The organism is uncultured Oceanisphaera sp., assembly GCF_947495715.1.
Taxonomy (GTDB): domain Bacteria; phylum Pseudomonadota; class Gammaproteobacteria; order Enterobacterales; family Aeromonadaceae; genus Oceanimonas; species Oceanimonas sediminis.
The window spans coordinates 69,624-88,789 of sequence record NZ_CANLZU010000013.1 but is presented as its reverse complement, the minus strand read 5'-3'; the positions used below and the strand labels follow the sequence as shown (position 1 = coordinate 88,789).

Genomic DNA, 19,166 nt, shown 5'->3' with positions numbered 1-19,166 from the left:
CAGGATGGATGAGGTAAAGGATCTGAAGGGGCTGATCATGCCCTGGCTTAAAGCCTATATTCCGGAATACTCGGCGCTGGCCTATACCGCGGCCGTGCTGTTGTTGATTGGTATTATATCGGTAGCGATTCATTTCATTCTGCATCGGGTTGTACTGACCTGGGTGGGCAGCCGGGCCAGAATTGCCCGCCAGGTTTGGCGGCAGGCGTTTTTTGAGCGCAAGCTGTTCAACCGGCTGGCGCTGACCCTGCAGGGGATCATCATTTATATTCAGGCCGGACTCTGGCTGAGCAGCAGTTCGGTACTGTTACCGGTTCTGCAGACGATGACCAATCTGTGGATCCTGCTCTACGGCCTGCTGTCGCTGTTTTCGTTGCTCGATGCACTGCTGGACATATTCAAGCAGAAACCGGCCATGCGGAACTTTCCGTTTCGGGGGATTTTTCAGAGCGTGAAGCTGATCGCCAGTATCTTTATCGGCCTGCTGATCATCTCGACTATGATCGGCAAGTCACCGCTGATCCTGCTCAGTGGGCTGGGCGCCATGACGGCGGTATTGATGCTGGTGTTCAAGGACCCGATTCTGGGCCTGGTGGCCGGTATTCAGCTGTCGGCCAACGACATGCTGTCGGTGGGGGACTGGCTGGAGATGTCCAAATATGGCGCCGATGGCGCAGTGATCGACATTGGGCTGACCACGGTCAAGGTACAAAACTGGGACAACACCATTACCACCATTCCTACCTATGCGTTGATCTCCGACTCTTTCAAGAACTGGCGTGGCATGAGTGAGTCGGGCGGACGGCGTATCAAGCGCAGCCTGCTTATAGACAGCAGCAGTGTGCGTTTTCTGGATGAAGAAGATGTACGCCGTCTGCAACGCGCGCATTTGCTGGCTCCTTATCTGGATCTGAAGATACAGGAAGTCAGTCGCTATAACAGCGAGCAGCAACTGGATCTGTCGTCACCGGTCAATGGCCGGCGGCTGACCAACCTGGGTACCTTTCGTGCCTACCTCGATGTGTTTCTGAAACATCACCCCGACATCCATCAGCAGATGACGCTGATGGTGCGCCAGCTCGAACCAACGGCTAACGGCATACCGATGGAAATCTACGCCTTTACCAACACCACCAGCTGGGTTAAATACGAGGGTATTCAAAGTGATATCTTCGATCATGTCTTTGCAGTGTTGCAGGAATTCGATTTGCGGGCGCACCAGGTACCCACAGGGTACGACATGCGATCCTTGGGGCGTGAACCAGCAGTAGAAGCCGAGCAGAAAGGTATTCGCCAGGCAGGATGAAACTTGGCAACAAATAAAAAAGGGCCAATTAGCCCTTTTTTTATGTCATCCTGAGTATAAACAAGATAAAGTATTTCGCCTTTCTTTATTTCAAATTAGTCATAAAATTCGACAGCTGACGCTAGCCGTATAAGGTTCGATTGATTCCTTATGATGTAACGTAAGTACCTTGAAAGTTGAAAAAGTTATATTTATCAATATTTTAATTTTGTCCTTTTAATGTCTCTATACTTAAATAGTTTCCTATGAATCCACTCCCTCTAAATTTTGGTGTCGCGTCTTAAATTTGAGACATGATATTCATTATTTTTGTTTTTTAAATGAGATATATATCAAAGAGGTTTGTCATAATTTATTTTTGATACATCTCATCTGTTTGCCTCGGCTAACCTTTAACTCAGGGTTAAGACGAAACCCTGAACCCGCCCAGGATTTATTATATGGATGGCGGAATAATTAAATGCACAAAGATGAAAGAAGAGGGAATTTATTATGTCTATGCAAAAGAAAACATTGGCGGTATTGGTGGCTCTGTCGGTAGGTGCTTCGTTTGGTGCAGCGGCTAATGGCTGGGGTGGCGGCGGTTATGGCGGCGGTTATGGCGGTGGTCATGGCGGTGGTTATGATGACGGTTATGGCAGTGATCCCAGTACCGTAACTACACACACTGACGATGGTAGTCACAACAGCAACGGTAAAGGAAATCAGGCAAACGATCGTAGTACTGTACTGGATTACGATAGCTATTCCAGTACCATGACTTATGATTTGGATTACACCAAAACATATACAAATTATTATAAAATAAATAAAGAGTATAAAATAAACAAGCAATACAATACAACTTATCAAATGGGTTATACCGGTGACACCAAGTCCAAATCATATGTATCTGCCTATGCTGATGCCTACAATGACAATATGGCCCATGCAGGCCAGAAAAGTGCCAACCTTGGTGCGGGCTTAGGCTTGGGCTTAGGTTTGGGTGTTGGTGTAGGTTTTGGTAATGGTGAAGGCGGTGATGGTGGCAATGGGCTGGGACTGAGCTGGTTGGGCCTGAGTTTTGGTCATGGCTCTAACGATGGCGATGGCTTGGGTGTTGGCCAGGGTGCTGGTGCTGGTGCTGGTGCCGGCTCAGGTCTTGGTATGGCAGGTTTGATGCCAGACCAGGATTTGGATCAGGCAGCTACGGCTAATGCGAATGTGGCTGTTTACTCTGTTTCTCAAATCAGGTCCGGTAATAATACTGTGGGTAATAGTGCGGCAACCCATGGTATTACTACATACCAGGGTATTTCCGGTCATAGTGCCATGGGACAGCAGAGTGTTAACGTAAATGCTAGCATGCAGTTCTAACCTTTTATGCCAGCCTTCGGGCTGGCTTATTTCCAGGAGGGAATATGAAAAGGGTGATATTGTTATCGGCTTTTTTTAGTGTTTCTATCTTTGCCGGTCAAGACTTGGATATGCTACCTGTTGCCGACAATGCACTGCTGGATGATAGCAGAGGTATGGCTAATCTGGTTGATCAAGACAATATAACGGGACAGGGAGGACTTATCGCAGGGAATGATATGTCTGGGGCTATAGTACTGACAGGCGCTAATAATGTATCAACCGGAGCCTTGTCTGGTTCCAATGGTATTATTATGATTAACCTGTCGTCAGGTAATAATAACATTACCAATATGAGTACATCCGTTAACATAATGTCGGCTAAATGATATGAAAAAATCATTATTACTTTTATTGTTCTTTCCAGTGATAAGTTTTGCATTGAACTTGCCTGGAGCGGGAGGGGGGCACCTTAGGGTGCCGGTCAAGAGTTTTGGTGAAATTAAATTTGGTGAGGTTGTTAAGCAGAAATATGATTTTAGCTGCGGTTCTGCAGCCTTGGCTTCTTTACTTACTCATCATTATAATATGCCGTATACTGAAGCTGCTATTTTCGAGGAGATGTTCAAGTTTGGGGATGAGGAAAAAATAGAAACAAAAGGCTTTTCCATGCTGGATATGAAAAATTTTCTAGCCAGACGAGGAGTGAAGGCCGACGGGTATAGATTAAAAAGAGATGATATAGCAAAGTTGGGGATACCCTCTATAGCTTTGGTTAATTACAATGGATATAACCACTTTGTAGTGGTTAAAGGTATGAAGGATAATAAGGTTCTTGTAGGTGATCCTTCTATGGGGTTACATATAATGGAAGGAAAGGACTTCGATAAAAGCAGTAATGGTATCTTTCTTTTCATCAGGGATAAGACTGAACTTGCAAAGGCCAGCTTTAATCAAAGAGAAGATTGGGAGCATTCAGCACCAAGTGCACCATCGAGAATGGCACTGATACAGAGGCTTCCACATTTGACGGATTTAATGTTGCCGTCTGAGTATGATTACTGAATTTTATTCTCTAGCGAGGTAGTGTTATGAAATGGCTGATAGTAACCGTGTTGATCTTTCCTGCTATAGCCTTTTCGAAAAGTTATGACGTTTCTCTTGATAATACGCCAGTCTTGTCGGAAAGCGTGTTAGAGCAACAGCGGGGTGGCTTTTCCTTACCTGGTGCAAACTATTCAATAGGGTTGAAGATGGAGGCATTGGTGAATGGTAAACATGTTTTTTTTAGTAACATGTTTAACATGGATAGAAATAGTTTGTATCCTTCCGTAATAAGTAATATTCCTGGTGCTGATGGTTTGAAGATTACACCTTTGCTCGGAAATGGTAAGTTGGGTTACATAGTGGAAAACGCAGGTGATTCTATCAGAACTGATGTTAATTTACGTATAGATGTCGTCACGCCTGTAAATATCAATACATATAGAGAAAGTCAGAGAATATCAAGCCGAGTTCGTGATGCCGTAAGGCAGGCAGGGTATTGACGTTAAAACATCATGTAAAAACGACGAGAAGGTTATACTACTCGTCGTTTTTATTTTTTATATTTTTCATGTACTTATAATTATTCATTGTTGTCTTTGTTGTCGATGCCGGATTCTGTTCTACAGTTATAAGCATCATTGGATGATGAAGGTGGTGGTGCAAGATGACCTCAGAAAGGGAGATCTTGGTTCTTCAGTATTCTTCTGGCTTAAGAGTGTTGGGTAATCAGCACTCTGACTGGTCTTTAATAAGATATAAAAATCTGGAAGCGGCAGGCTTGTATCTTGAAAGCTCTGAAGTACCAATTGGAATTATCGACTGTAATGGTGCAGAGAAACCCGATTACAAGTTGGAATGTTGGTTGAATAGCTACAAGGGGGTGTCCTGGATAGCAGTAATTTCAAAAAAACAGTTGTTTAGAAAGGAATGGCAGCTTTTTGTGGCTGCTCACTGTTATGACTATCACACGACTCCTATATCTGAAGAGAAATTATTTATTACCATCGGGCGAGCTTATGGAATGACAAAGCTTAAAAGTAATTTGAGCCTGTCATTTCAACGGGGGGAAATTATAGGGCGCCATGATAGTTTTCAACATGCCTTACAAGAAATGCATGGTTGTGCAAGTGGTGATATAACACTTTCCGGTGAAGAGGGTACAGGAAAGCGACTGATTGCTGAAAGGTGGGCACAGTTGAAAGGGCTACAATTTGTAGAGCTGGATAAAAGTCGTACCGAACACAATGATTATATGTCAATGTTTGATAGCCTTGCTTCAATATGTGAGTTGAAAACTGTGTGTCTATATGTTGGTCATATCGAAGAGTTGCCACAACACCTTCAACTTAAAGTCTGCAGTTTTCTAAAAAATGAGGTGAGTAGTAGCGAAATTATTTTCGGTTGCGGGTTGAGTCGTGATGAAGTGGTCGATGCCGAGTTGTTTGTTTCCGATTTTTCTCTGCTGTTAAAAAATAAATGGATAAATGTACCACCCTTAAGAAGTAGAGGGCATGACAAGGTTTTGTTGGCAAAACATTATCTTTATAAGTTCAGCAGGGAACAGGGGAAAAGAATTTTAGGTTTTTCCAGTGATGCTGAAATGGCTATATTTGACTATGACTGGCCTGGTAATGTTACTGAATTGATGGAAAAAGTAGCCGCAGGAGTGTCGCGTTGTGAGGAGGGTTACCTAAATTCAGAAATGATGGATTTGAAAAGAGATGTTTCTCTTGAAGATCATAGCAATTTTAGCCTGAAGCAGGCAAGGGAGGAAGCGGAGTCACTGGCTATAAAGAGGGTGCTTAATCTGGTGTCGGGTAGACCAGGAAGAGCTGCCGAGCTGCTCTGTATTTCCAGGGCGTCATTGCATCGATTGATAGCAAGATATGGAATCAGGAGATAAAAATGAAAAAAAGGATACTATCTGCCGGCTTGCTGCTTTCCATGGCGGTTACAGCTGAGGCGCAGGACAGACAGGTTGTTGATACCGTGGCCAGCGCCCTTGAAACTCAGGGATTGATGACGCCTAAAGGCAGTTTTGAAATTGAACCCTCTTTTAGTTACTCACAAAATACATCTAATCGAATTTCTATTCTAGGCTTCACTCAAGTACCTGCTCTTCTTGTAGGTATTATAGAGGCTGAAGATGCGGACCTGACGACCTTTACCTGGGCTCTGGCTGCACGTTATGGACTGACCAATCGAATCGAGCTGGAGCTAAGAGCGCCTTTCGTTTATCGTCATGACTCTATTACCAAGCGAATCCCTGGGGCTGGAAATAATGGAGATGAAACCAGAACTTTCACCCCTGATGGCGGCGGTTTAGGAGATATTGAAGCGGCCATACGGTATCAATTTAACCTGGAATCAGCCCCTTTCTGGATTGGTGGTCTAAGAATCAAGTCTGATACTGGTGAGTCGCCATTTGATCAAACGCTCGATGCGAATGGTATTTATGAAGAGCCGGCGACTGGTTCAGGGGCATGGGCGCTTGAGCCCAGTCTTACCATGATATATCCGCTTGATCCGGCCGTACTGTTTGCTACGGGGGGATATACCTGGAATATGGAAGCGGATGCGGGCGTGGATATTGATTCCAGTAATGGTGAAGGTGGTAATGATAAGTATGATCTAGGTGACAGCTTCTTCCTGGGGATGGGGATGGGCTTTGCCGTCAATAATCGCCTCTCCTTCAGCCTTGGCTTTAACCACAGAACCGTTTTTGAATCATCGGTAAACGGCAACAAGTCGGGTGAGGTACTGCAGCTGGATAGTTTGACTACTGGTTTTTCTTTGGCGATCAATGATAAGACATCAGTGAACATGAGTTTACAGGCCGGCCTAACGGAAGATGCACCAGATGTGCAGCTGAATTTTGGTATGCCTATTATGTTTTGATATGAATCTTAAAAAGAATAGTGAACAAATAAGAAAAGGGCCGTCGGCCCTTTTCATTTAGCTGCTCGTATTACCGGGGCTTGTTCGGATGGTTGGGGTAACTTTCGGTACCCAGTATCCGTCCTTCCACTTCGGTGCCGTAGTAGCTGTTGCCACCGTGGTATTGTTCGCGGGTCTTTTCCAGATCGCCGTGATTACGAGGGTCCTGCGGACGTTCCCGGGTATCCAGATACATGGCCACGTCCCAGGCCTGCTGATCGGTCAGTTTGCCGGGCTGGCCCAGCGGCATGTTGCGCTTGATGAAGTAGGCGGCGGTGTTAACGCGCTGCATGCCGGCACCCCAGTTATAGGTGTGCGGGCCCCACAGCGGCGGGAACACATAACGATCGTTTACCTGCTGGCCTTCGCCATTGGCGCCGTGGCACACAGAACATTCCTGCTCATAAACCGCCTTGCCGCGGGCGATGTCCGGAGCCTGCTCCGGTTCATCTATCTTGGGATAACCGCGACCGGGCAACGCCGGCTCTTTGCTGCCACCGGCGTCGAGGTAGGACTGCATGAAGGGAAAATCGTCGCGTTTGCCGCCCTTGAGCAGGTCCGCATCGTTCGGAATGACCATGGCGGACGGATCGAAGCTTTCACCGGTCAGAGTGCCCTGCGCCAGCCAATAGGCGTAGGCGGACAAGTCTACCAAGACCGAGTCGCCGAGTGCGGGCGGGGTGCCGTTCATGGAATACATGAAGCAGCCCTGGAGCCGTTCCTGATAGTCGTTGATCTTGTTGTTTTTCTTGCGGAACGCCGGATAGCTCATATAGGCGGCCCACAGAGGAGCGGCGTTCTCTTTTTTACCGGCATCCATATGGCAGTTGATGCAGTTGAGGCCGTTGCCCACGAACCGGGGGCTCAGAGATTGGCTATCGACGAAATACCGATAGCCGCGAATGATTTTTTCACCCAATTCACCGGCCGGCAGCTTGTCCCAGTCGGGAGGAAGCGGGTGCTCGCTGGCGGCCTTGCCGACCGGCAGTTCATCCTGAACGGCCAGTTTGCCGGGGTGGGCGGCCTGGGCAGAGCCGACTGCCTGAGCCGAGCCGATGGATGCCAGCGACAGGCCGAGTAACAGGGAAGAAGAGAGTTTCATCATTATTTTGCTCCCACGCCGGCGAAATAGCTGGCAACGGCGGTAATTTCTTCCGTCGTCAGTTTATTGGCCACCGACCCCATCAGGCCGTGGGTGTCGCCACTGCGAGTACCGGTCTGCCAGGCCTTGAGCTGGCTCTCGATATAATCGGCATGCTGACCGGCCAGACGGGGAAAGCTGTCACCCACGCCAACGCCTTCCGGGCCGTGGCAAGCCACACAGCTGGGTAAATCGCGCTGCCAGTCACCCTGATAAGCCAGCTTCTCTCCGCCGGTCATGTCTTGAGGTGACTTCTGGCCGCGAAAAGCGGGCTCCTCGGGCAATTCAAGCGGCAGGCTGGCAAACCATTCGCTGGTGGCTTTGATACCGGCATCGTCCAGCATCATGGCCATCGGTTGCATCAGTGGATTCTGGCGCTCACCGGCTTTGAAATGCTGCAACTGCGCAGCCAGATAGGGCGCCGGCATGCCGGCAATGGAGGGGGCGAGGTTCGGCATGCCGAGCCCGCTGGCCTGGTGACAGCTGACACATACCGCCGCCTGAGGCGGCATGTCGGCGACGGCGGGTAACATATTCATGGCCAGTGCGCTGGCCAGCAATAGCGATTTTTTCATGGTGGTAATCCCGAGGTTATGCTTGATACATATTCTAGGAGTGAGCCGCGTGGGGAGATATACGTATATTCCACATAACCATGATGGATTTATCTTTTAACAGAAGAACTTAAGGTTCTCGCTGCTGCTCCCGCCACTGCAACCACAGCCGGGTATCCAGCTCCAGCTGGTGATAGTCAGGTTCCATATGGCAGCATAGTTGGTAGAACGCCTTGTTGTGCTCTTTTTCCTTAAAGTGCGCCAGCTCATGTACCACTATCATGCGCAGAAACTCCGGCGGTGCCTCCTTGAATAGTGCAGCCACCGTGATGCTGTTATGCGCCTTGAGCTTGCTGCCCTGTACCCGTGATTGGTAGCTGTGCATGCCAAGGGCTTGTTTGAGTACATTTAGCTTGCTGTCGTAGCGCACCTGGCTGAGTGGCGGGCTTTTGCGTAGATACTGATTTTTCAGTTCATTGATATAGCCATACAGCGTCTTGTCATTCTGAATGGCATGCCGGGAGGGATACTTGCGTTCAAGATAAGCTCCGAGCCGACCGCTGTCGACCAGCTCACCAGCCTGGCGTTGAATGGATTCCGGGTAACCGGTCAGGTATTTCAGGGAGTGCACGCCGAGCCTCGCGTCGTATAAATCGAGGCTCATTATAAAATGCCGGTGGCGGTTTGTCCGCCCCTCCCGAGGCGGTAAAGCGATCAAGGGGAGTTCAACAAGCTTCAGGCCAGGTTGAGCAGGCTGCGGGATTCGGCTTGTGCGGCCTTGCCGTACACGCCGGCAATCACCTGATTTCTGACCACCATCGGATCTGCCGTTGCCGTGACTTGCGCCGGTGGCAAGGCTGTTGCCGATGCCGAGTCGGCACTCTGAGCGTGCCTGGACGCTTCGGTATGGCGACCGGCGGCATTGGTTTTGGCCTCTGTTGATGCTGGCTGCTGCAATTCGGCCTGAGCTTCGCGGATGTACTGATCGGCACGGGCGGCGGCGTTCTTGTCGGCTTGCGAGGGCTCGGCGGGCGCCAGTGCTGCCGCCTTTATCTGTTGCATCTTGTCGATGGTGGCACGCGGATCGTCGGCGACGGGGGACAGGTCTATCTGCACCTCGCCCTCTACGGCATATTGTTTGCCATCCGGGCCGGTTTCGTATTCATAGCTGGGCGCGCCCGCATGCTGGCCACCGACTCCGGCGTGCTGCTGCTCGTGCAACCGTACTTCCCGATCCCTCAGCTGCAGCGCGCGCAATTGTTCTTCCTGCTCGGGCGACAGCCCCTCATCGTCTTGTTCGGCGGCGGCCTTCTCGGCCTGTTCTTCCGCCGTTTCCTTGGTGGTGTCGGCTTCGGCCTGTGCCTCTGCTCCGGCCAAGGCCTGGGTTTCGCCATTGGCGGGCTGCTCGCCAGTGGTCATTTTCGGCTCTTGACCGGCTTGTGCCGCGTCATCACTGCGGGAACGGCCAAAGCGATCGTACAGTTCGGGCGAGGTATCCTGCTGCCGACGATCCGATGAGGTAAAGCTATCCGTGGCTTCGGCGGGAGCAATGGGCGCGCGCCGGTCGTTAGCCTGTTCAACCTGGCGCAGGAGAGGCGGCGCGGCAAAGGCCGAAAACTCGGGGAGTGAAGTACCAAGCTGCATGTTACACCCGAATATCGATCAGGGTGCCGAGCATTTCATCGGCACTCTTGATGCTGTTGACGTTGGCCTGGGCGTGAAGCTCGGCCTGCTGTAGCTGAACGAGATGGTCGGTGCCGGACGGCTTGCTGGCATCCACGAACTGATCCGGATTGACCTCGGGATTAACCCGGGATGCATTGTTCAGCTGATTGATATTTTGCCGGCTGATATTGACCGAGGCTTCGGTCACGCTGTCGGCGGCGCGCTGATAGCCTTGCAAACCGGTAGAGTAGGCAGATTGAATGTTCATCGAACCTCGCGGATAGGCTTCATTCAGGACGTTTAATTATTCACCATAACGACCATAATTGAAAGCGACCTTGGCCGTTTAGACTGTTGACCCGGCCTTCAGCTAACGGGGTCGGCGATGCGGAAGAAAGGTCGGCGAGAGCGGCGGCATACCTCCGCATAAACCAAAAGGCGGCCTGAGCAGGCCGCCGGAAAAGATAATAATCAGAAACTGATGTTGGTTGATAACCAGAGCCGACGACCTTCTTCTATGTTGGCGTAGGTATTACCGTAGCTGCTGCCGTTATCGAAGGGGCGGTAATCGATAAAATCCTTGTCGAGCAGGTTATAGATAGTGGCGTTGAGCGCAACCCTGTCCGATACCTGATAGTTGCCGCCGAGGTTGAACAAGGTATATGCCTTGAAGTCGCCTAAATCATCGAAAGAAGCCTCCCCCCGCGAGCGTTCACGGGCGCGAAAACGTTCGCTGCGGTATTCGCCGGACAACCAGGCATTGAACTGTTCCGTTGCCTGCCAGTTAAGGGTGGCATTGAGCATGTGTTTTGGCGTGTCGGTAAGCGGTTGCCCCTGCTCGCTACCGCTTTTTTGTTCGCTGTCGGTAAAGGTATAGCTGGTTTTCAGATTCCAGTCGGTGGCCAGGGGCAGCCGGGCAGCCAGCTCCACCCCCCGGGTGATGGCTTCGTCGATATTGACGGTCTGGGCGTAGATGCCATCGGGAATACTGTCATGGCCGCTAACGGCTATATCCGGTCCGTCCGCGAGTTTGTCTTCAAACTGGTTATAAAACAGGGTAATGCCCGCAGTAAAGCCGGCCAGGTTGTCGTAGTGGGCCGCAATTTCGGTGCTGGTACTGGTCTCCGGCTGCAGATCGGGGTTGCCGATGGTGATCACGGTTCCCTGGCCGGTAATACCATTGATGCCGTCATGTAACTGGTTGAGCTCGGGGGTTTTATAGCCACGGCTGATGCCGCCCTTTAGAGTCCAGTTATCGGTCGTGTTCCACACCAGGTAGGCCCGCGGGCTGACATGACCGCCGAAGGCATCGTGCCGGTCGTAGCGTGCGCCCAGGGTGAGAAACAGGTCGTCTCGTAACATCCACTCGTCTTCGGTGAACAATGCCCAGGTGGTTTGCTCGAAGGTTTCGCCGGCCAGTCCGTCGGTCATTTCCGCATCCCAATACTGACCGCCCAGGGTCACTATATGGCTGTCACCCAATTCCGAGACCAGTTTGCTGTCCAGTACCCAGTTGGTGGTGTTCAGTTCGCGGGCGCTGCCGACAATCATGTCGGGAAAGCCGGGAAAAGACTGCCCCGCCTGATTACCGGGGATGGTACGGCCCAGCGTTTCGGTGGAGTTCTGCATCAGGCTGGATTCCAGGGTGCCGATGTTGAAGCGTCCCTTGTGACCGAGCGCAATTTGCTCCCGTTCAAAGCGCAGTTCATCGGAATAACCCCGCGCCGTGCCGCCTGGAATATCAAGGGTGCCCAACTGGGCCTCGTCATTGTTGTAACGCTGGCGGCTTATCTCTCCATCCAGCCAGAGTTCGTGGTCATCATTCGGGGTCAGGGTAAGTCGAGAACCGATATTATAGTTTTCGCCTTCAACCGGGCTTGGACCTCGCTTGCTGACTTCCATGGTATCGCCGTTGGTGTCCTTGAAGGTGAGGTCGGAGGCGTTGCGGTTAAACAGCTTGCCGCGTACCTGCAGGCCGAGCCGGTCTTCAATCAAGGGGCCGCTCGCATACAGGCTGGTGGCATTGCTGTTACCAAATTCATCATCTTGCTGCAGTGTACTTTCCAGAGTCAGGGAGCCGTTCCACTCCTGGCCTACCTTGCGGGTAATGATGTTGATGACTCCGCCCATGGCGTCCGAACCGTACAGGGTAGACATGGGGCCACGGATGACCTCGATGCGCTCGATGGCCGACACCGGTGGAATGAAACTAGTGGCGGTGTCGCCAAAGCCGTTAGGAGTAACGTTACCCGCAGTATTTTGACGACGACCATCAATCAGAATCAGGGTGTAGGTACTGGGCATGCCACGCATGCTGATATTCATGCCGCCTGTTTTACCAACCTGACCGCCCACATCAACGCCTTCAACATCCTTCAGCGCCTCGGCGATATTGGATACCCGCTTGCTTTCCAGCTGCTTTCGCGTCACCACCGTAATGCTGGCCGGTGCATCTTTCATGTCTTGCTCAAAACCGGCGGCACTGACCACCACGGTATCGAGTGCATGTGTTTGTGACTGTGCCGGCGCCACCAGAGCGGCATTCAACAAGACCATGGATATGGCGCTGGCAAGGTGGGTGGTCTTGGGCAGGGACATTTCAACTCTCCGAGTAGGGATATAGGCTGATAATACAAAGACAAATGACATCCATTATCATGAGGGGCGATATTCTAAGGCTATCTGTATCAAATCGGGAGAGAAGTTTATGGAACCCACTGTTCCATAAAGTGGAACAGTGGGTCGGAATGCCGATCCGGAAGGCGGGAAGCAGCAGCTTTCATGAAAAACAAATCCAAAAAAACATTATTAATCAGTTTTTTAGTCTATTTGTGTGTGCTTTTTTTGATTTTCAGCCGCATTGCGATCGGGATGAAGAACAAGATATGGACACTTAAATGCAGTTGACAACGATTATCATTTTCATCACTATCTCGGCGTTTTTATCTTGCCAGCGGTACGGAGCTGCCCTGTTTTATGTCGATCAAATCTTCTCGGCCCGGGCCGGTGCCGCGCTGGGTGCGCCCGGTGCATACCTACAGCTCTATGCTGATGCTGGCCATCATGCTGTTTTTCACCCTGACCGGACTGACGCTGAATAACCGGCAGTGGCTGCCGGTACCGACACCGGAAAAGAGCATTGAAGTGATTTTGCCCGAGCCACTCGCCACCACAGCACTGTGGCAGCAGGACTCGCTACTCGCCGCCGCCCAGGTCTGGCAGTGGTTGCAGCAAGAACAACAGCTGGCCGGTGGGGAAGTGCGTTTCGACTGGTCTGCCGACGAGGCGCTGCTGCTGATTGATATCAAGCGTCCGGGGGGCTACAGCCTGGTGGAGGTTAGTCTGGAAGATGAAACGGTGCTTATCGAAGAGCAGCATTACGGCTGGATGGCGGCGCTCAACGATTTGCATATGGGGCGTAATAGCGGCGCGGGATGGAGCTGGTTTATCGATGCTTCGGCGGTCGTGATGCTGCTGTTTACCCTGACCGGCTTCTGGCTGGTACTGCCCATGCGGCGCCGACGGGGTCGCATGCTGTCGTTAACCGGACTGGGAGCCGTGCTGATGGCCGGTATCTATGTCTGGATGGTGTTTTAAGTGCAGGAGAAGCACGGATGAAAAAATCATTGCTGGCATTGTTGCTGCTGGGTTGCACCCAGGCGCAAGCCCGGGAAGTCGACATCACGCTCACGCTGCCCGGCGGTACCCAATACCGTCCCTATGTGGCGGTGTGGGTGGAAGACGCCCGACAAAAGTCCGTTAACACCCTGGCGGTGTGGAGTAAGGAAGACGACTGGCTGAAAGACATGCGTCGCTGGTGGCGCAAAGCCGGCCGTTATGACGGCGGCGAGCTGGATGCAGTGACCTCGGCCACCCGCAAACCGGGACAATATCAGCTGAGCTGGGATGGTACCGATCAGAGCGGACAGCCGGTGGCGCCGGGCATATACATCATTAATGTGGAAGCGTCTCGCGAGCACGGCAGCCGCAGTCTGGTTCGTCAGCGTATTCAGCTGGGGGCGAAAGCCGCCCGCTATCACCTCAAGCCCACCGAAGAACTGGGCGACATCATTATCAGCACAGGAGCACCATAACGTGAAAATCTGGACTTCCTCTCTTGCCGGGCTGGCCATGCTGGCCGGTAACGCCGTTGCCCATCCGTTGTGGATGTTGCCCAGCGAATTCAGCCTGTCTACCGAAGACGCCAAGTGGATCACCGTGGATGCCACCGCCTCCCATGGCGTGTTCAGCTTCGACAAGCCCGTAGGACTCGATGAAGTCACCATTTACAACCCGGCCAACGAACCCGGACGCCTTGGTGCCTACTTCAAGGGGCACCGCCGCAGCGTGTTCGATCTGGAGCTGACCGGCAGCGGCACCTACAAGGTGGAGCTGCGTACCCCCGAGCGCTATGTCACCCACTATGTGGTGGGTAAGCGCAACACTCAGCGGCGCATCTTCGGCAGCAAGAGCGAAGTGCAGGATCAACTGCCTGCGGCTGCCCGTGAGGTGACCACCTACGCCACGCAGCGCATCAGCGCCTTTTACGTGACCAAGCAGGCACCCACCCGCGAGGTGCTGACCGCGACCGGCAAAGGCTTCGAGCTGGATGCCCTGACTCATCCCAGTGACATCGTTGCCGGAGAAGAAGCCGCGTTTCGTTTCACCTTCGACGGTAAGCCGGTGGCGGATCTCAAGGTAGAGGTCGTTCCCAGTGGCACCGCATATCGTGACTCCCGCCAGCAGACCGAGCTGGTGACCGACGAAAACGGTGAAGTGCACTTTACCCCCGCAGAGGGCGGACCACATCTGCTGAGCACCAGCCTGAGCCGGCCCATCGACAGCCCGCTGGCCGATCAGGCCAGGGTCAGCTATCTGCTTACCTTTGAAGCCATGCCCGAATAAGGAGAAAACCCATGTTGCGAGCTCTGCTGTTGTGTGCGGGGCTGGGGCTGTCAGCCCCGGCGTTGGCGCACTACCCGGTAATGGACTGCAGTCGTGACGGCGAGAGTGTGGACTGCCGGGTCGGCTACAGCGACGGCACCCTGGGCACCGGCGCCGAGGTGGTGATGTACAGCTACGACGATGAGGAAATCGCCCGGGCCAAGGCCGACGCCCGCTCCGAAGTGCGCTTCCCCTGGAGCGAGCTGGAGTTCTACATTCAGTTCGACGTCGGCCATGAGCAACCGGCGGAATTCGATTATGTCGAGCTCTGAATCCTGTGAACGGGTATTGCCCGACAACGGTCGGGAAGAAACCCGCTGGGTCATGCTGACTCTGGTGCTGGTGTTGCTGACCGGCGTCTTCGGCCTGCTCTGGCGCCAGCAGGCCGCACCGGCGGCCCCGCCTCACACCGGCCTTAATACACAAGACAGTCGGCTGCTTACCGAGCTGGCCATCGCCGGCGAGGAGATCCGCTTCATGACTCCCGATGGAAAGCCCTGGCCCACACCGGCACAGCTGACCGGTGCCGGTGTGCCGCCTTTCGACCGCGCCGGGTTGCGCTGGCAACAGCCGGAGGCGGCCTGTTATGCCACCACCGAGCCCACCACCGGGGCGGCTTTTGCGCTCTGGCTGGCGCCGGAAGGAGGGCTGTTTTATCACCCCGACGGCAAACCGCCGCACCACTGTCACGACCTGGCTCACTGGACACGAATGGATAAATCCCGATGAAAAACTGGCTACTGCTCTGTACCGGCCTGCTGTTGGCCTTTAATGCCTCGGCCAAACCGCTGATGGTGGGTATTACCCTGCATCCTTACTACAGTTATGTCAGCAAGGTGCTGGGCGACAGGGGCGAAGTGCTGCCGCTGATTGAAAGCGGTTTCAACCCGCACAGCTATGAACTGCAGCCGTCCGATCTGCAGCGGCTGCTGGAAATGGATGCGCTGGTGCTGAACGGCATCGGCCATGACGAGTTTGCCATGCATGCTCTGCAGGGACTCGAGCTGCCCAATCTCACCCTGATCCCGGCCAACCAGGATCTGCCGTTGTTGACCAGCGGCCATGGCGACAACAACTACAACCCGCATACCTTTGTCTCGATCGATGCCGCCATTCGACAGCTGTATACCATCGCCCGCGAGCTGGGCAAGCTGGATCCGGACAACGCCGATTATTTTCAGGCCAATGCGCTGGCCTATGGCCGGGAGCTGAGAGCACTCAAGAACCGCTATCGGCGCCAGCTGCTGGAGCTGGACTTGTCCGGTATCCGTATTGCCAGCACCCACAACGCCTACGGATATCTGTTGCAGGAATTCGGCATCGGTATCGATACGGTGATCGAGCCGGCCCACGGGGTTGAGCCCAGTGCCAGTCAGCTGCAAAAGACCATAGAGCGCATCAGGGATGCCAACATTCATGTGCTGTTCACCGAGCTGGACATGGCCAACCGCTACGTCGAGACCATAGAGCAGGCCACCGGCATTCGCATTTACCACTTTTCGCACATGACCTTTGGCGACTATGACCCGCAACTGGTCAGTCGCGAGATGGAACACAACCTGCAGACGCTGGTACAGGCATTGCGCTTTGCCAGCGGAGCAGCCTGATGGGACCCGGCATCACCCTGAACCGGCTGGCGCTGAGCCTGAACCGAATCGACATACTGGCACCGCTGTCGGCCAACATGGACGGCGGGCGACTGCATGCCATTATCGGGCCCAACGGCGCCGGCAAGTCGTCACTGATGAAATGCCTGCTGGGGCTGTTACCGCACCAGGGAGACATAGTGCGCAACTGGCCGGAGCGGGCCGGCCCCGTGGCCTATGTGCCCCAGCAGGCCCAGTTTGAGCCGTCACTGCCGATTACCATCGAAGAATTCATGCTCTCGACCCTGAGTCGGCGGCCCTTGTTCGGTTTCAGTCGTCGGCGTTGCCGAGAGCGTATTGTGCAGTTGCTGGCGCGGGTCGGGCTGGAAGACAAACTGCAACTGCGGCTGGGCCAGCTGTCGGGGGGCGAGCGTCAGCGTCTGCTGTTTGCACAGGCGCTGGAGCGGGAAAGCAGTCTCTGGTTTCTGGATGAACCGATGACCGGACTGGATCATGATGCCGAGTCGCTGATCAACGGCGAAATCGCCCGCTTGAAAGGCCTCGGCACCACCCTGCTGGTGATCCACCACGACATGAACTGGGTGCGTCGCTTTGCCGATGAAGTCTGGCTGATCGATGGCGGCCTCAAGGCTCACGGTCGGCCGGACCAGTTGCTGCAGGAATACGCGCCACCCAAACTGGAGGCCTGTGCCTGATGGAAACTCTGCGCCAGGGCGTATTTGCGCTCTATCAGGATGGCTGGCTGCCCGAGATGTTTCAGTATGCCTTTCTCACCAACGCCCTGGTGGCGGCGCTGCTGATAGGGCCGCTGCTGGGGGCGCTGGGGCCGCTGGTGGTGGTCAAGCGACTGGCCTTTTTCTCCGAGGCGGTGGGGCACGGTGCGCTCACCGGTGTGGCCATCGGCATTCTGCTGGGTGAACCGGCCACGCAGCCACTGGTGGGACTGTTCTGCTTCTGCATGATTTTTGCCCTGTTGCTGCATTGGGTAAAGAGTCGTACCCAGGTGCCCTATGACGCATTGGTTGGGGTGTTTCTCTCTTTCGCCATCGCGCTGGGCGCCGCACTGCTGCTGTATGTGGCCAAGCGGGTGAATGTACACATTCTGGAAAATGTGTTGTTCGGCTCGATTCTGACGGTGAAAGACGTCGATATTCTGATACTGGCGATCATTACCGTGCTGGCGCTGGTACTGCTGGCAAGAGGCGCCAACCGGGCGCTGCTGGCCAGTTTATCGCCGGAACTGGCGCGCACCCGGGGTATAAGGGTGCGGCTGTACGACTACCTGTTCATTATGCTGATCACACTGGTAACGGTGGCCTCGGTGAAGGTGGTGGGGGCCATCCTGGTCGGCGCGCTGCTGCTTATTCCCGCCACTACTGCCCGCATGATCAGCCGTAACGGACGCCAGTTCTTCTGGCTGTCGGTGCTGTTTTCTACCCTGAGCTGTCTGTTCGGTATTCTGCTGCCGATGGCCGGGACTCTGCCGATACCCTCTGGTGCGGCCATCGTCATTATCGCCTCCGCCGGCTTTGTGCTGGCACTGGGAGTGCGCCGCTGGAGAAAAATGGAATGAAACGACTCTTTATTCTGCTGCTGTTGTGTCTGCCACCGGTCGCTCAGGCCGCCGACCATGCGCTTGAGCGGCCGCAGGCATCCGCTGCTGTCAGGCTGGTCAGTGCCGTGCCCGTGCTGCATGCTCTCGGCCTGTCACTGTTGAAAGGCACCGGTATCGAAGCTGTGTATCTGCCGCCCCGGCGACTGCCGGTAAACCGCATTCCCGGCTGGTTGAGCAAGGCCGATGCCGGCAAGCTGCCATCGGCGGCTGCGTTGCTGACCATTGAGTCGGTATGGCCGGATCTCGGCCTGTATCCGTTGCTGCGCAAGGCCGATATTCGGGTGGTGCCGGTGGATGTGGCCCGAGAGTTGGCACCGGGCGGAGCCCAGGTCACTCTGAGACCGGATCTGGATACGCCCGGTTACTTCTGGCTCGACTTCAACAACCTGCTGCTGATGACCAATGTGGCGGCCCGGGATGTGAGTCGGTTGTGGCCGGATCAGGCCGAACGGATAGAGGACAACCGGCGGTTATTGCAGCGGCAGATTCAGCAGCATGCCATCGATATCGACGAGCTGCTGCTGAACGCCGATATCGGTACCCTGGCCACGGACGATGAGCGACTGATGCCGTTGGCCATGGGACTGGCGCTACCGCTGGTGCATGCCGACGAGGCGGATTTGCTGCTCAGTGCCGACAAGGGGCAGGGCCGAGTCTGGCAACTTAACCCGCTTGCCCGCCCGGCTCAGGGGGATCTCGTCGCCTGGCTGAATGCCCAGAGCAGGGGGCTGAAGCAGGCGCTGGCAAGGCGGTAAGCAACAACCTTATCTCTGCTTTCATGGCTCCCGTGCGGGAGCCATGACCGGTTGCTCTACATCGCGTCGCTGACGTGTTTTTATCTGTATCAAAACCCCGTTTTTCTTTCTTCAATCTGTTCCGTTTTTTGCAACGACATATCCCTGCAATTGGATTTTATAAATTAATGATAATCATTATTACTTGTTTTTTTCGCAGTTGATGAGTCAGCAAGGCTGTTTCAACCGTTAAATGGAAATTCATTATTTATCAAGGAGCC

The 19,166-nt window shown here is 53.7% G+C and carries 22 protein-coding genes; 16 read left to right on the top strand and 6 right to left on the bottom strand.

Going from position 1 to position 19,166, the window contains the following annotated elements; all coding sequences use genetic code 11:
• Positions 1 to 4 precede the first annotated feature (4 nt).
• The 7 genes from Q0753_RS09820 (at position 5) to Q0753_RS09790 (ending at position 6,586) form a co-directional block, all read left to right on the top strand.
• Entirely contained in the window at positions 5 to 1,306 is a 1,302-nt protein-coding gene (locus Q0753_RS09820) for a mechanosensitive ion channel domain-containing protein (RefSeq protein ID WP_298719946.1), read from the top strand.
• Between the two features lie 492 nt (positions 1,307 to 1,798).
• The gene (locus Q0753_RS09815; protein ID WP_298719944.1) at positions 1,799 to 2,662 is read left to right on the top strand and encodes a hypothetical protein; all 864 of its coding nucleotides are present in this window, start codon (positions 1,799 to 1,801) and stop codon (positions 2,660 to 2,662) included.
• Between the two features lie 44 nt (positions 2,663 to 2,706).
• On the top strand, positions 2,707 to 3,030 hold the full coding sequence (locus Q0753_RS09810) for a hypothetical protein (protein WP_298719943.1): 324 nt from the start codon (positions 2,707 to 2,709) through the stop codon (positions 3,028 to 3,030).
• Position 3,031: 1 nt separating this feature from the next.
• Positions 3,032 to 3,706: a C39 family peptidase gene (locus Q0753_RS09805; RefSeq protein ID WP_298719942.1), complete on the top strand. Its 675-nt coding sequence runs from the start codon at positions 3,032 to 3,034 to the stop codon at positions 3,704 to 3,706.
• Positions 3,707 to 3,732: 26 nt separating this feature from the next.
• Positions 3,733 to 4,188 carry a hypothetical protein gene (locus Q0753_RS09800; RefSeq protein WP_298719941.1) on the top strand — a complete coding sequence of 152 codons (456 nt, stop codon included), beginning with the start codon at positions 3,733 to 3,735 and terminating at the stop codon, positions 4,186 to 4,188.
• A 164-nt stretch (positions 4,189 to 4,352) separates the two neighbouring features.
• Positions 4,353 to 5,591: a VpsR-related response regulator gene (locus Q0753_RS09795; protein WP_298719940.1), complete on the top strand. Its 1,239-nt coding sequence runs from the start codon at positions 4,353 to 4,355 to the stop codon at positions 5,589 to 5,591.
• A 2-nt stretch (positions 5,592 to 5,593) separates the two neighbouring features.
• On the top strand, positions 5,594 to 6,586 hold the full coding sequence (locus Q0753_RS09790) for a hypothetical protein (RefSeq protein WP_298719939.1): 993 nt from the start codon (positions 5,594 to 5,596) through the stop codon (positions 6,584 to 6,586).
• 70 nt (positions 6,587 to 6,656) lie between these two features.
• On the opposite strand, the gene Q0753_RS09785 is transcribed toward Q0753_RS09790, so the two are convergent.
• From Q0753_RS09785 to Q0753_RS09760, 6 genes are all read right to left on the bottom strand, one after another.
• Positions 6,657 to 7,730 (bottom strand): c-type cytochrome, encoded by a 1,074-nt coding sequence (locus Q0753_RS09785; protein WP_298719938.1) that lies wholly within the window; start codon positions 7,728 to 7,730, stop codon positions 6,657 to 6,659.
• Positions 7,730 to 8,341 carry a c-type cytochrome gene (locus tag Q0753_RS09780; protein ID WP_298719937.1) on the bottom strand — a complete coding sequence of 204 codons (612 nt, stop codon included), beginning with the start codon at positions 8,339 to 8,341 and terminating at the stop codon, positions 7,730 to 7,732. The genes Q0753_RS09785 and Q0753_RS09780 overlap by 1 nt, the downstream gene beginning before the upstream one ends.
• Positions 8,342 to 8,450: 109 nt before the next feature.
• The gene (locus tag Q0753_RS09775; RefSeq protein ID WP_298720018.1) at positions 8,451 to 8,951 is read right to left on the bottom strand and encodes a M48 family metallopeptidase; all 501 of its coding nucleotides are present in this window, start codon (positions 8,949 to 8,951) and stop codon (positions 8,451 to 8,453) included.
• A gap of 104 nt (positions 8,952 to 9,055) precedes the next feature.
• Complete coding sequence (locus Q0753_RS09770; RefSeq protein WP_298719936.1) at positions 9,056 to 9,964, bottom strand: putative metalloprotease CJM1_0395 family protein; 909 nt, start codon at positions 9,962 to 9,964, stop codon at positions 9,056 to 9,058.
• A 1-nt stretch (position 9,965) separates the two neighbouring features.
• On the bottom strand, positions 9,966 to 10,253 hold the full coding sequence (locus Q0753_RS09765; protein ID WP_298719934.1) for a flagellar biosynthesis protein FlgE: 288 nt from the start codon (positions 10,251 to 10,253) through the stop codon (positions 9,966 to 9,968).
• A gap of 203 nt (positions 10,254 to 10,456) precedes the next feature.
• Positions 10,457 to 12,583, bottom strand: a complete 2,127-nt coding sequence (locus tag Q0753_RS09760) for a TonB-dependent receptor (RefSeq protein WP_298719932.1) — start codon at positions 12,581 to 12,583, stop codon at positions 10,457 to 10,459.
• A gap of 378 nt (positions 12,584 to 12,961) precedes the next feature.
• Here Q0753_RS09760 and Q0753_RS09755 point away from each other — a divergent pair, with 378 nt between their 5' ends.
• Genes Q0753_RS09755 through Q0753_RS09715 form a run of 9 tightly spaced genes read left to right on the top strand, consistent with a single transcriptional unit; the run spans position 12,962 to position 18,906 of the window.
• The gene (locus tag Q0753_RS09755) at positions 12,962 to 13,582 is read left to right on the top strand and encodes a PepSY-associated TM helix domain-containing protein (protein WP_298719930.1); all 621 of its coding nucleotides are present in this window, start codon (positions 12,962 to 12,964) and stop codon (positions 13,580 to 13,582) included.
• 17 nt (positions 13,583 to 13,599) lie between these two features.
• On the top strand, positions 13,600 to 14,079 hold the full coding sequence (locus tag Q0753_RS09750; RefSeq protein WP_298719928.1) for a DUF2271 domain-containing protein: 480 nt from the start codon (positions 13,600 to 13,602) through the stop codon (positions 14,077 to 14,079).
• A gap of 1 nt (position 14,080) precedes the next feature.
• Entirely contained in the window at positions 14,081 to 14,890 is an 810-nt protein-coding gene (locus tag Q0753_RS09745; protein ID WP_298719927.1) for a DUF4198 domain-containing protein, read from the top strand.
• 11 nt (positions 14,891 to 14,901) lie between these two features.
• Positions 14,902 to 15,201 carry a hypothetical protein gene (locus Q0753_RS09740; RefSeq protein WP_298719925.1) on the top strand — a complete coding sequence of 100 codons (300 nt, stop codon included), beginning with the start codon at positions 14,902 to 14,904 and terminating at the stop codon, positions 15,199 to 15,201.
• On the top strand, positions 15,188 to 15,658 hold the full coding sequence (locus tag Q0753_RS09735; RefSeq protein ID WP_298719923.1) for a hypothetical protein: 471 nt from the start codon (positions 15,188 to 15,190) through the stop codon (positions 15,656 to 15,658). The genes Q0753_RS09740 and Q0753_RS09735 overlap by 14 nt, the downstream gene beginning before the upstream one ends.
• A complete protein-coding gene (locus Q0753_RS09730) occupies positions 15,655 to 16,536 on the top strand; it encodes a zinc ABC transporter substrate-binding protein (protein ID WP_298719921.1) in 882 nt (293 codons plus the stop codon). The genes Q0753_RS09735 and Q0753_RS09730 overlap by 4 nt, the downstream gene beginning before the upstream one ends.
• Positions 16,536 to 17,231 carry a metal ABC transporter ATP-binding protein gene (locus Q0753_RS09725; protein ID WP_298719920.1) on the top strand — a complete coding sequence of 232 codons (696 nt, stop codon included), beginning with the start codon at positions 16,536 to 16,538 and terminating at the stop codon, positions 17,229 to 17,231. The genes Q0753_RS09730 and Q0753_RS09725 overlap by 1 nt, the downstream gene beginning before the upstream one ends.
• Positions 17,231 to 18,109: a metal ABC transporter permease gene (locus Q0753_RS09720; protein WP_367179499.1), complete on the top strand. Its 879-nt coding sequence runs from the start codon at positions 17,231 to 17,233 to the stop codon at positions 18,107 to 18,109. The genes Q0753_RS09725 and Q0753_RS09720 overlap by 1 nt, the downstream gene beginning before the upstream one ends.
• A complete protein-coding gene (locus Q0753_RS09715) occupies positions 18,106 to 18,906 on the top strand; it encodes a hypothetical protein (RefSeq protein WP_298719918.1) in 801 nt (266 codons plus the stop codon). Before Q0753_RS09720 ends, Q0753_RS09715 begins: the two co-directional genes overlap by 4 nt.
• Positions 18,907 to 19,166: the final 260 nt, after the last annotated feature.

Excerpts from the sequence above, each read along its gene's own strand:
- Q0753_RS09820 (WP_298719946.1), top strand. The coding sequence starts at position 5 with ATGGATGAGGTAAAGGATCTGAAGGGGCTGATCATGCCCTGGCTTAAA.
- Q0753_RS09815 (WP_298719944.1), top strand. The coding sequence starts at position 1,799 with ATGTCTATGCAAAAGAAAACATTGGCGGTATTGGTGGCTCTGTCGGTA.
- Q0753_RS09810 (WP_298719943.1), top strand. The coding sequence starts at position 2,707 with ATGAAAAGGGTGATATTGTTATCGGCTTTTTTTAGTGTTTCTATCTTT.
- Q0753_RS09805 (WP_298719942.1), top strand. The coding sequence starts at position 3,032 with ATGAAAAAATCATTATTACTTTTATTGTTCTTTCCAGTGATAAGTTTT.
- Q0753_RS09800 (WP_298719941.1), top strand. The coding sequence starts at position 3,733 with ATGAAATGGCTGATAGTAACCGTGTTGATCTTTCCTGCTATAGCCTTT.
- Q0753_RS09795 (WP_298719940.1), top strand. The coding sequence starts at position 4,353 with ATGACCTCAGAAAGGGAGATCTTGGTTCTTCAGTATTCTTCTGGCTTA.
- Q0753_RS09790 (WP_298719939.1), top strand. The coding sequence starts at position 5,594 with ATGAAAAAAAGGATACTATCTGCCGGCTTGCTGCTTTCCATGGCGGTT.
- Q0753_RS09785 (WP_298719938.1), bottom strand. The coding sequence starts at position 7,730 with ATGATGAAACTCTCTTCTTCCCTGTTACTCGGCCTGTCGCTGGCATCC.
- Q0753_RS09780 (WP_298719937.1), bottom strand. The coding sequence starts at position 8,341 with ATGAAAAAATCGCTATTGCTGGCCAGCGCACTGGCCATGAATATGTTA.
- Q0753_RS09770 (WP_298719936.1), bottom strand. The coding sequence starts at position 9,964 with ATGCAGCTTGGTACTTCACTCCCCGAGTTTTCGGCCTTTGCCGCGCCG.
- Q0753_RS09765 (WP_298719934.1), bottom strand. The coding sequence starts at position 10,253 with ATGAACATTCAATCTGCCTACTCTACCGGTTTGCAAGGCTATCAGCGC.
- Q0753_RS09760 (WP_298719932.1), bottom strand. The coding sequence starts at position 12,583 with ATGTCCCTGCCCAAGACCACCCACCTTGCCAGCGCCATATCCATGGTC.
- Q0753_RS09755 (WP_298719930.1), top strand. The coding sequence starts at position 12,962 with ATGTCGATCAAATCTTCTCGGCCCGGGCCGGTGCCGCGCTGGGTGCGC.
- Q0753_RS09750 (WP_298719928.1), top strand. The coding sequence starts at position 13,600 with ATGAAAAAATCATTGCTGGCATTGTTGCTGCTGGGTTGCACCCAGGCG.
- Q0753_RS09740 (WP_298719925.1), top strand. The coding sequence starts at position 14,902 with ATGTTGCGAGCTCTGCTGTTGTGTGCGGGGCTGGGGCTGTCAGCCCCG.
- Q0753_RS09735 (WP_298719923.1), top strand. The coding sequence starts at position 15,188 with ATGTCGAGCTCTGAATCCTGTGAACGGGTATTGCCCGACAACGGTCGG.
- Q0753_RS09730 (WP_298719921.1), top strand. The coding sequence starts at position 15,655 with ATGAAAAACTGGCTACTGCTCTGTACCGGCCTGCTGTTGGCCTTTAAT.
- Q0753_RS09725 (WP_298719920.1), top strand. The coding sequence starts at position 16,536 with ATGGGACCCGGCATCACCCTGAACCGGCTGGCGCTGAGCCTGAACCGA.
- Q0753_RS09720 (WP_367179499.1), top strand. The coding sequence starts at position 17,231 with ATGGAAACTCTGCGCCAGGGCGTATTTGCGCTCTATCAGGATGGCTGG.
- Q0753_RS09715 (WP_298719918.1), top strand. The coding sequence starts at position 18,106 with ATGAAACGACTCTTTATTCTGCTGCTGTTGTGTCTGCCACCGGTCGCT.